The sequence below is a fragment of the Anaerosporobacter sp. genome (genome assembly GCF_965301125.1).
Genome location: NZ_CBDLAM010000135.1, coordinates 1 through 11046 on the forward strand (window position 1 = coordinate 1; position 11046 = coordinate 11046).

Annotated in this window: 8 protein-coding genes and 1 pseudogene; 4 read left to right on the top strand and 5 right to left on the bottom strand. The window is 35.1% G+C overall.

Annotated features, from left to right (window positions below):
- The 3 genes and pseudogenes from pflB to ACW2QF_RS13885 all read left to right on the top strand — a co-directional run.
- A pseudogene (gene pflB, locus ACW2QF_RS13875) lies at positions 1 to 1920 on the top strand (formate C-acetyltransferase); the annotation flags it as partial.
- A 184-nt stretch (positions 1921 to 2104) separates the two neighbouring features.
- Positions 2105 to 2842, top strand: a complete 738-nt coding sequence (gene pflA, locus ACW2QF_RS13880; RefSeq protein WP_455716602.1) for a pyruvate formate-lyase-activating protein — start codon at positions 2105 to 2107, stop codon at positions 2840 to 2842.
- A gap of 230 nt (positions 2843 to 3072) precedes the next feature.
- Positions 3073 to 3243, top strand: a complete 171-nt coding sequence (locus tag ACW2QF_RS13885) for a DUF362 domain-containing protein (RefSeq protein WP_455716603.1) — start codon at positions 3073 to 3075, stop codon at positions 3241 to 3243.
- 75 nt (positions 3244 to 3318) lie between these two features.
- On the opposite strand, the gene ACW2QF_RS13890 is transcribed toward ACW2QF_RS13885, so the two are convergent.
- The 4 genes from ACW2QF_RS13890 to ACW2QF_RS13905 form a co-directional block, all read right to left on the bottom strand.
- The gene (locus ACW2QF_RS13890) at positions 3319 to 4164 is read right to left on the bottom strand and encodes a MerR family transcriptional regulator (RefSeq protein WP_455716604.1); all 846 of its coding nucleotides are present in this window, start codon (positions 4162 to 4164) and stop codon (positions 3319 to 3321) included.
- A 279-nt stretch (positions 4165 to 4443) separates the two neighbouring features.
- On the bottom strand, positions 4444 to 5775 hold the full coding sequence (dnaB, locus tag ACW2QF_RS13895) for a replicative DNA helicase (protein WP_455716605.1): 1332 nt from the start codon (positions 5773 to 5775) through the stop codon (positions 4444 to 4446).
- A gap of 32 nt (positions 5776 to 5807) precedes the next feature.
- Positions 5808 to 6254, bottom strand: a complete 447-nt coding sequence (gene rplI / locus ACW2QF_RS13900) for a 50S ribosomal protein L9 (protein ID WP_455716606.1) — start codon at positions 6252 to 6254, stop codon at positions 5808 to 5810.
- Positions 6255 to 8312: a DHH family phosphoesterase gene (locus ACW2QF_RS13905; RefSeq protein WP_455716607.1), complete on the bottom strand. Its 2058-nt coding sequence runs from the start codon at positions 8310 to 8312 to the stop codon at positions 6255 to 6257.
- 418 nt (positions 8313 to 8730) lie between these two features.
- On the opposite strand from ACW2QF_RS13905, the gene ACW2QF_RS13910 reads away from it, so the two are divergent.
- Complete coding sequence (locus ACW2QF_RS13910) at positions 8731 to 8928, top strand: cold-shock protein (protein ID WP_455716608.1); 198 nt, start codon at positions 8731 to 8733, stop codon at positions 8926 to 8928.
- Positions 8929 to 9019: 91 nt separating this feature from the next.
- On the opposite strand, the gene pulA is transcribed toward ACW2QF_RS13910, so the two are convergent.
- Positions 9020 to 10972 (bottom strand): type I pullulanase, encoded by a 1953-nt coding sequence (gene pulA, locus ACW2QF_RS13915; RefSeq protein ID WP_455716609.1) that lies wholly within the window; start codon positions 10970 to 10972, stop codon positions 9020 to 9022.
- Positions 10973 to 11046 lie beyond the last annotated feature (74 nt).

The window sequence follows — 11046 nt, forward strand, 5'->3', positions numbered from 1 at the left end:
CCAAACGGCGGTGTTCGTATGGTTTAAACCGCTCTAGGATCTTACGGATACGAATTAGATAAACAAACAGAAAGCATCTACACAAGCAACCGAAAAACACATAATGATGGTGTATTTGATGCTTATACAGAAGATATGAAAAAAGCTAGACACTCTGCTATCATTACAGGTCTTCCAGATGCTTACGGACGCGGACGTATCATCGGTGACTACAGAAGAGTTGCATTATACGGTGTGGAGCGATTAATCGCTGAGAAATTAGAACAAAAGAAACGTCTTGAAATCAATTGTCTAGAATCTCCAGACATCAGACTTCGTGAAGAGATTTCTGAACAAATCAAAGCTTTAAAACAATTAATCGCTATGGGTCAAAGTTATGGATTTGACTTAACAAAACCGGCTGAGAATGCTGTTGAAGCTACTCAATGGACTTACTTCGCATACTTAGCAGCTGTTAAAGAACAAGATGGTGCGGCAATGTCACTTGGTCGTGTATCTACATTCTTAGATATCTATGTAGAAAGAGATCTTAAGAACGGTACATTAACAGAAGAACTAGCACAAGAAATCATGGATCACTTTGTAATGAAATTACGTATGGTTCGTTTCTTACGTACACCATCATATAACGATTTATTCTCTGGAGATCCTACATGGGTTACTGAATCAATCGGCGGTATGGGTACTGATGGTAGAACTTTAGTAACTAAGAACAGCTTCCGTACACTTAACACATTAGTTAACTTAGGGCCAGCTCCAGAACCAAACTTAACAGTTCTTTGGTCAACTTCTCTTCCAGAAGGATTTAAGAAGTTCTGTTCTAAGATCTCTATAACTACAAGTTCAATCCAATATGAAAATGATGATTTAATGAGAAACTATTGGGGAGATGACTATGGAATCGCTTGTTGTGTATCTGCAATGAGAATTGGTAAACAAATGCAATTCTTTGGTGCTAGAGCAAACCTTGCTAAAGCATTATTATACACAATCAACGGTGGTAGAGATGAAAAAACTGGGGAACAAATTGCTCCATTATTCGCTCCTATTACTTCAGAATACTTAGACTATGATGAAGTAATGGCTAAATACGATCAAATTCTTGAATGGCTAGCTGAATTATATATTAATACATTAAACGTAATTCACTACATGCATGATAAATACAACTACGAAAGATTACAAATGGCCCTTCATGACCTTGAAATCTTAAGAACAGAAGCTACTGGTATTGCTGGTCTTTCTGTAGTAGCTGATTCATTATCAGCAATCAAGTATGCTAAAGTTAAGCCAATCAGAGATGAGTCAGGTTTGGTAATTGATTATGAAATCGAGGGAGATTACCCTAAATACGGTAACAACGATGACAGAGTAGATAGCATCGCAATTCACATGGTAGAATTATTTATGAACAAAATCCGTAAGCAAAAAACTTACAGAAAAGCTGTTCCTACACTTTCTATCCTTACTATCACTTCTAACGTTGTTTATGGTAAGAAAACAGGAAGCACTCCTGATGGACGTAAAGCTGGAGTACCTTTAGCTCCTGGTGCTAACCCAATGCATGGTAGAGATACACATGGTGCTATCGCATCTATGGCTTCTGTTGCTAAATTACCTTACAAAGATGCACAAGATGGTATTTCATATACATTCTCAATTGTACCAAACGCACTTGGTAAAGATGAAGATTCTCGTGAAAACCACTTATATAGCTTACTTGATGGATACTTCCATGATGGCGGTCACCACATCAACGTTAACGTATTCGATAGAGAAACTTTACTTGATGCTATGGATCATCCTGAGAAATATCCTCAATTAACAGTTCGTGTATCAGGTTATGCTGTTAACTTCATTAAATTAACAAGAGAACAACAATTAGATGTAATTAGCCGTACTTTCCACGAAAGTAACTAATTCGTTTTATTGCAGTAACGATTTAATTTAACGGGAGGTACTGTAACAAGAAATTCAATGAAATGGATTGTTACAGCCTCCCTTTAGTAAACTAATTTCTATATCAAAAATACCTTCATTCACTGCTATCAATAAGGTATCTTTGATATGCAAATTAATCTTTGATTCTTAGGAGGATCGCACAATGACTATTGGTAAAATACATTCCATCGAAACTTGCGGCACAGTTGATGGCCCAGGAATCCGATTTGTTACTTTTCTACAAGGTTGCCCTTTACGATGTCAATATTGTCATAACCCAGATACATGGGACACAAAAAAAGGTACCGAATATACTCCAGCGGAGCTTGTTCATGAAATTATGAAATATAAATCCTATATGAAGTTTTCAGGTGGAGGAACTACTTTTACTGGTGGTGAACCATTACTCCAAGCAGACTTTGTAAAAGAATCTTTTGAATTATGTAAAAAGAATGATATCTCCACAGCATTAGATACATCTGGTTTTATCTTTAATGATAAAGTAAAAGAAGTTTTAGAATATACAGATATTGTATTATTAGATGTAAAAAACTTTGATCCTAAGGTTTACAAAACGGTTACTGGTGTAGCGCTTGATAAAACACTTGAATTCTTAAATTATATACGAGAAAAAAACATTGAGACATGGATACGTTATGTGCTAGTTCCTGGTTTAACAGATAACATGGAATCTATTACGAAGCTGGCTACCCATCTTAAGGATTATCCTAATGTTTCCCGTATTGAATTACTTCCTTTCCACAAGATGGGTGAATATAAGTGGGAAGAGCTTGGGTATACTTATGCGCTGAAAGAAACAAAGGAACCGTCTCTTGATCTTATTAATGAAGCAAAAGCTATTTTTGAAACGAGTGGAATTGACGTATATACAAATATATAAAGGTATGTACTCCATTCTAATTTAGTCATAATAATTTTAGCATCATCTTAGCATGTATTTCTAGTTAATATATATTAAAATTGATAATGAGCTTAGGATATAAGTTTAAATTTATACAGATTTATCAAAAAATACAACATTCTATTTATATATTTTGTATATAATTGACTTGTAAAATAAGCCTATTTATATTACAATTATACTAGTATAACGTAAAGGAGGATAATACTATGGCACATGTAATTAGTGATGTTTGTGTAAGCTGTGGAACTTGTGCAGCTGAATGTCCAGTAGATGCAATCTCTGAAGGAGCAAGTCAATACGATATCAATCCTGATGTATGTATCGATTGCGGTGCTTGCGAAGCTGCCTGTCCAGTAGGCGCAATTTCTCAAGCTTAAGAATATTTACACATATTCAAAAACCCCCACGATTAATCGCGGGGGTTTTTTTAGCAATAAATAGTTTTTATGTATTTATTCTGAACATTCTTTCCTTTTGAATATATTCTTCTTCTTACCTCCTTCTGCTTGAGTCGCAGCTATTTCCGCCCTTCCTCTTTGGAATGCACGAATTGTCTCATCTAATTGCTTATATCGTTCCTCCTCTCTTTGTTCTTTTTCTCTTAGTTGATAATCCAGTTCTTTTGCCATATTAAGGGACACTACTTTACCGATATTATTAGACAACTCATTCGTATTCTCACGAAGAGCATTTGTAATCAACTCACTCATAATGCTCTTAAACTGAACCATCTTATCCTCTCGATGTACCATTCCTTCATTCATTTTATTAATGCTATCTAATGATGTTTCTTCTCTCTCTATTTCCGCAGAGCAAAGCTCTGTTGTTTTCTCATTCATCTGTTCCTTTTCCTCTGATCCCTTGGCACTTTCCTCTACTTTCATATTCATGTGTTCTCCTCGTATCTCATTCAAATGAATTAAATTACTGCCGTCATTCCCAATTTGTTTTTCCATTTTATGTTTTGCTGCTTGTAATTCTTTTAGTTCTTGTCTAGTTTCTAATTCAAATACTCGTTCATTCAATTCGTTTCTTAATAGTAGCATACTCTTTGCGTCTAGTGTTTCAATTTTATGTATATTAGGCAGAATCATCTTAATTGCTCTTAACTGAAATCCCTGCTCCTTTAATATCTTTACATTCTTAAGTATCTTAACATCTTCCTCTCTATAATACCGATGCCCCATCTCATTTCTAGGTATATCAAGCCCTAGCTCTTCTTCCCAGTATCGTAATGCATGTGGTTCCACATCTATCTTCTTTGATGCATCGGATATAATATAACGAATCTCACCCATTAATAATCCTCCTCTGTTTTTTTGATAATTCGCATATATTTTGTGACATTCCAGCCACAAAGCTTGTACTACAAACTGTTATACGAGCTGGTAACCATATATTTACTATCCATCCACTAACAGTTACCATATATTTACATTATATCATAGTGTCTTGATATCGCAATATTATAATCCTAAATAAAAAAAGAAGTTATCGACAGATAACTTCCGACTTCTTGTGCAACTTCTATCGTCTGACACAATGCTTGGATTTCTTGGATTTTTCGTAATTACAACCTATTGTCTCTCTAAGTTCGCAAACTTGGTGTACTGTGATAACCATGCAAGTTTTACTGTCCCAGTAGGACCATTTCTTTGCTTACCAATAATAATCTCTGATACACCCGCATCTTCAGAATCACGGTTATAGTAATCATCACGGTAGATGAACATTACAACATCGGCATCCTGCTCGATCGCTCCAGATTCACGAAGGTCCGATAGCATAGGACGTTTATCAGGTCTTTGCTCAACTGCACGGCTTAACTGAGATAATGCAATTACTGGTGCATTGACTTCTCTTGCCAAAGCCTTTAACGAACGGGAAATCTCAGAGATTTCTTGTTGTCTTGATTCTGATTTCTTACCACCAGACATCAGCTGAAGGTAATCGATAATAATAAGCCCTAAATTATGTTCTAACTTAAATTTACGACACTTGGAACGTAACTCACCAATTGAAATACCTGGTGTATCATCAATGATTAAGTTAGAATTACCGACGGCTCTAGCACTCTCAACAAGTTTTACCCAATCGTCATCCTGTAATTCACCACTACGAATGGCCTGGGAATCCACTTTAGAGTTCATTGAGATAATACGCTTAACCAACTGGTCCTTTGACATTTCCAGAGAGAATATAGCTGTTGTAATATGGGATTTAACCGCCACATATTCAGCGATATTCAATACAAAAGCTGTCTTACCCATAGAAGGTCTAGCTGCAACTAGTATAAGGTCCGATGGTTGCAACCCTGCTGTTTTATAATCAAGGTCATAGAATCCCGTAGCAATACCAGTTACACTACCTTTGTTCTTCGCAGCGGATTCTATACTTTCTAATGACTTAATAACGATATCTTTAATACTTACAAAATCTCCAGAAGACTTATTCTGCACAACATCAAATACTTGTTTTTCTGTTTCCTCAAGAATAACTTCTAGTTTTTCACGATTTAGATAGCACTCATTGGTGATACCTTCGGTTACTTTAATCAAACGCCTTAGCGTTGCTTTTTCTCTTACGATATTCGCATAATACTTTACGTTTGCTGAAGTTGGAACAGCGGACATAAGATCTCGTATGAAGTCGATACTACTTAATTCAGAAGGTAATTCCTTCTCTTTCATCTTCTCTTGAAGTGTAATTAAGTCTACAGGCTTCCCTTCATTAAAAAGTTCAACCATAGCATCAAATAACAACCCATACTGATGCTGATAAAAGTCTTCAGATGATATAATTTCTGATGCAGTTGTTATTGCATCCTTGTCCATGATCATAGATCCGACTACGGATTGTTCCGCCTCTATACTATGTGGAGGTACTCTCTTAATTAATGACTCATCCATGACCTTCTCCTATCTAAACATATTAAGACTACCTACTGCTCAGTTACTTTTACTGTTAATTCACCTGTTACTTTTTGATGTAACTTAACTGGTACATGGAATGTTCCCATATTCTTAATAGGCTCTGCTAATTGTAATTTCTTTTTATCGATATCATATCCTAATTGTTCTTTTGCAGCAATTGATATTTCCTTAGTTGAAATAGATCCGAATGTTCTACCATCTTTTCCAAGTTTAATTTTAAGAACAACCACTTTTTCTTCTAATTCCTTTGCAAATGCTTGAGCTTGTTCAAGAATTTCCTTTGCGATTTTTTCTTCATTTGCTTTTTGAAGTTTTAAATCATTTATATTCTTGGCAGTTGCTTCTACTCCTAATTTCTTAGGTAAGATAAAGTTTCTTGCATAACCGTCGTTTACTTTAACTTTATCTCCCTTTTTACCTAAAGTTTTAACATCTTGTAATAAAATAACTTCCATTTATAATTCTCCTTCCTGTTGCATCTTCATCAATGTCTCTTTCACAAGATTAATAGCCTCATCCATTGTACTACCAATTATTTGGGCGCCCGCAATACTCATGTGACCGCCGCCGCCTATTTTCTCCATAACAACCTGGACATTCACCTCATCAATTGATCTTGCGCTTATATATATCTTTCCTTTAAATTCTGTTAATACAAAGGATGCTTTTACATTGGTAATATTCAATAATTCATTGGCTACCTTAGCCCCTATAATAGTTGGGCTCTCTACACCATGTCCAACACATTCTGTAATTGCATAATGATCAAGAAATACCTCAACATTACTAACAGACTCTGCCTGTACCTTATATTCCATCATGTCACATCGGAATGCCTTACGGATTTTCGTAACATCTGCACCGCTTCGTTTTAAGAATGCAGCTGCTTCGAAAGTACGCACACCTGTTTTGGATAAGAAATTATTCGTATCAATCATAATACCTGCATACATTGCATCTGCTTCCGTTTGTCTTAAACGTAGTCCTTCACCAATATATTGCAATATCTCTGCTACCATCTCACAGGTACTTGAAGCATAAGGCTCAATATAAGATAATACTGCATTTTCAACAGCTTCACCCGTTTGTCTATGATGGTCAAGAATAACTATAGTTTTTGTTAAAGATAGTACTTCTACACACTCTGTATAGTTTGGCCTATTTACATCAACAATAACCAATAATGTATTATTATCAACAATCTCCATTGCTTGAGAACTTGTTAGAAACATATCACTTTCATAATCAGGATTATCTAGAAAACGATCCATTAATGGTCGTACAGAAGTTGTAATCTGATTAATAATAATGTGTGCACGTTTATTAAGAGTCTTAGCGATACGATATATACCGATTGCTGCACCGAAAGAATCTACATCACCAATAGAATGCCCCATAATAACAACTTTATCTTTTGCCTCCACAAGTTCTTTAAGAGCATGGGCTTTCACTCTTGCTTTCACCCTTGTATTCTTCTCTACTTGTATGCTTTTTCCACCATAGTATAGAAGCTTCTCGCCTTCTTTGACAACTGCCTGATCTCCACCTCTACCTAATGCAAGGTCAATAGCTGCTCTGGCGTAATCATATCCAGTCATATACGTATCTGCATTCACACCAAGACCCATACTTAATGTAACAGCCATGTCGTTACCAATATTAATACCACGAACTTCTTCTAATATAGAGAACTTAGTGCTTTGAAGTTGATTTAGATATTTATATTTGAAAATAAATATATATTTATCCTTCTCAAGTTTCTTAACAATAGCATCTATATTCTGCATATACTTATTTATCTTACGATCAACAAGCGCAATTAATAATGAGCGACGAACCTCATCAATTGATTCAAGAGCCTCTTCGTAGTTATCAATGTAGAGCAAACCAATAATCATTCTTTGCTCTTGATTTTCTTTAATATAAGAATTGATTTCTGTTTCATCATACATATACAAAGCAATCAATGAATTATCTAAATTGCTCTTTTCATAATTTTCATCATACTCATCTTCGCCTTCATTAAAAGATTTTGCAATTGTTCTACGTAGAACAAGACGATAATTCCGATTTTGAAATTCTAAATGTAGGACCGTATCTTTATCAACATGAGGTAAATTGTCTTTTGTTAATTCAGGGAATATATTCATAATTGATCTTCTTGCTGCACGTTCGTTCACGATTATGTCAAGAAATTCATCATTTCCCCATAGAAGATGTCCATCTATATCTAAAATAGCATACGGAAGAGATAATTCCTTAAGTAACTGCTTTTGTACTTGTCCGTAATCAGCAGCAAACCGTACAATTTCTCCAAATATGGCAACACGTTTGGAACGATATAAAATTATTGCTACGATGATATACACTAAGACATATATCCCCATCATAATAGCAGCATGCTTATCAATAAAATATATGCTAATGTTCATTGTTATCAATAATAGTGTCAACCAGACTGGCCATCGGAAGTATGATTTGATCATCGCAGTAAGTTTACTTTTTCTATTCATCTTAACTCCCAGCTTTCCATTTTGTAACTATTTTTTTCGAAGGACATAGTCCCTAATAAGTTACTTTGCTCATTTTCTCATTATATCATTATATGAGATTTATTAAAAGCCTTTTTTAGGAATGCAATAAAAACTAACCTTTGTAGAATTATAAGGTAATTTGTTTGTACAAAAATACAAATATTAATTAATTTAGCTTGACTAACTCATCAATTTGCACTATACTGAGATTGTATTTTATATGAGGTTATGATTCACATGTTTTTGTAAGTCATTAAATTCTTGATGATTTACACAAACATGTGTTTTTAATTTTCACCTAAAATATCAAAGCGATGAGTAGCACATTCCTTTGTATTGAATTCATAATAGAGTTCGCTCATGCTACAATAATATTTATTTTAGGAGGTATCTTTCAATGAATAAAGGTACAGTTAAATGGTTCAACTCACAAAAAGGATTTGGTTTCATCACTAATGCTGAAGGTGGAGACGATGTATTCGTACATTTTTCAGGAATCGCTGGTGACGGATTCAAAACATTAGAAGAAGGTCAAGCAGTTACTTTCGATTTAGAAGAAGGCAACCGTGGAATGCAAGCAGTTAACGTTCAATAGTTTAATTGAACTTATAAGTTTTTAACTTATAAATACAAGAAAAAAGACAATTCTCATACAAACTGTGTGAGGATTGTCTTTTTTCTTGTATTTATAGTACTAAAACCATTGCGGAGACTTCATCCACAACAACCGTATCCTTATCTACTGTTGATAATACTGTTGTTCCTGCATAATCAGCATTCACATATACCTTCCATGTGCCCTTATCTAATGGTATCTTAACTTTCTTATTAGATGCATTGAAAATAACTAAGATTTCTTTTGCTTCTTCACTTTCTAGATTTCCCTTAATCTTATAAGCTACTACTTGTTCTGGAAGATCTTCAAGGAATACAAGGTGTTTGGCAATATCCGCTTCCGTTCTCATGCGTAGTGCCGGATGCTCCTTACGAAATGCAATAAGTCCACGATAATATTCATAGACAGAATAATATTTCTTCTTGTTACTCCAACGAATTGCATTTACATTATCAGAAGATATATAGCTGTTATGATCATACATACCTTCTTCTCCTTCTACAGGCTTACTACGTAAGATTTCTTCTCCAGCTTGGAACAAAGGAACACCTTGAGATGTAAGTACAATCGCCGCTGATAATTTATTCATACGAATGCGTTGTTCTTCTGTAGCATCTTTGCATGACATAGCAAGTTTATCCCATAGTGTAAAATTATCATGGACAGAGGTATAGTTAATACATTGGCCTGGGTTATGTGTCCATGCTACGAATTCTTTCACTTGAGGATGGCTTGTCGATGCTACTACACCAAATTTGATTGCTTCTTCCAACCCTTCTTTTCCACTAACAAATCCTGTATCTTCCCCTTCAAATACACTACCTTTAATTGCATCTCGCATATCATCACTAAACGCACCTACACGGTTCATCTGATATGTGTGCGCCTTCAAAGCTTGTTTCTCTTTTGGTAATACAGAGGCAGATCCCGTCCAACCTTCACCATATAGTAAGATACTAGGGTCAATCTTGTTAACAGCCTCTCTTACAGCATTCATAGTATCAATATCATGAAGTGCCATTAAGTCAAATCGGAATCCATCAATATGGTATTCTTTAGCCCAATAAACAACGGAATCCACAATAAACTTTCTAACCATAGAACGCTCCGAGGCTGTTTCATTGCCACAAGCTGAACCATCACTGAACTTTCCATTTACTACACGATGATAATATTCAGGAACCAACTTATGAAAACTAGAATCTTCATTTGCAAAGGTATGATTATATACAACATCCATAATTACACGTAATCCATTATCATGAAGTGCCTTTACCATTTGCTTGAATTCTTTAATACGAACTTCTCCATGGAAAGGGTCCGTAGAGTAAGAACCTTCTGGTAAATTATAATTCTTTGGATCATACCCCCAATTAAATTGTGGTGTGTGTAATTGTGTCTCATCTACAGTATGATAATCAAATACAGGCAATAGATGAACATGCGTTACACCAAGTTCTTTCATATGATCCAATCCTGTAGTTAACCCACTCGTGCTTACTGTACCTACTTCTGCAACACCTAAGAATTTACCCTTATTCTCAATTCCTGAATCTTGATTCATAGAAAGATCTCTTACATGAAGCTCATAGATAATAGCATCTGTATCTTCCTTAAACTCTGGCTTTATGTCTTCATTCCAGCCCTTTGGATTTGTTCGATTTAAATCAAGAATCATACCTCGTATCCCATTGGCACCCGCTGCTTTTGCATATGGATCAATCGTTTCATTCACGATATCCTTAATGGTAACTTCATATGTATAATAAACTTCATTCAAGTCTTCTTCTACAATCAATTCCCATGTCCCTGCAACCCCTTTATACATGGATATCTTCTTAATGAAGTTATCTCCAAGGCCTTCTTCATAAAGTTTAACTGCAACCTTGTCTGCCGATGGAGCCCAAACCTTAAACTGTGTATGGTTTTTGCTATAAGTCGCACCTAAATCATTCTTATCGTAGAAATATAATTCATTAAATTTCGCTGTTGAATACTCATGCTTCTGGTATTTTTTCTCCATTACCATATTTCCTTTCGATTTTCGATTTTTCGCCATTCTGTTCATAAAAACTAGTGACTTGTACTATATTATAC

Coding starts and splice junctions, on each gene's coding strand:
- pflA (WP_455716602.1), top strand. CDS start 2,105: ATGACTATTGGTAAAATACATTCCATCGAAACTTGCGGCACAGTTGAT.
- ACW2QF_RS13885 (WP_455716603.1), top strand. CDS start 3,073: ATGGCACATGTAATTAGTGATGTTTGTGTAAGCTGTGGAACTTGTGCA.
- ACW2QF_RS13890 (WP_455716604.1), bottom strand. CDS start 4,164: ATGGGTGAGATTCGTTATATTATATCCGATGCATCAAAGAAGATAGAT.
- dnaB (WP_455716605.1), bottom strand. CDS start 5,775: ATGGATGAGTCATTAATTAAGAGAGTACCTCCACATAGTATAGAGGCG.
- rplI (WP_455716606.1), bottom strand. CDS start 6,254: ATGGAAGTTATTTTATTACAAGATGTTAAAACTTTAGGTAAAAAGGGA.
- ACW2QF_RS13905 (WP_455716607.1), bottom strand. CDS start 8,312: ATGAATAGAAAAAGTAAACTTACTGCGATGATCAAATCATACTTCCGA.
- ACW2QF_RS13910 (WP_455716608.1), top strand. CDS start 8,731: ATGAATAAAGGTACAGTTAAATGGTTCAACTCACAAAAAGGATTTGGT.
- pulA (WP_455716609.1), bottom strand. CDS start 10,972: ATGGAGAAAAAATACCAGAAGCATGAGTATTCAACAGCGAAATTTAAT.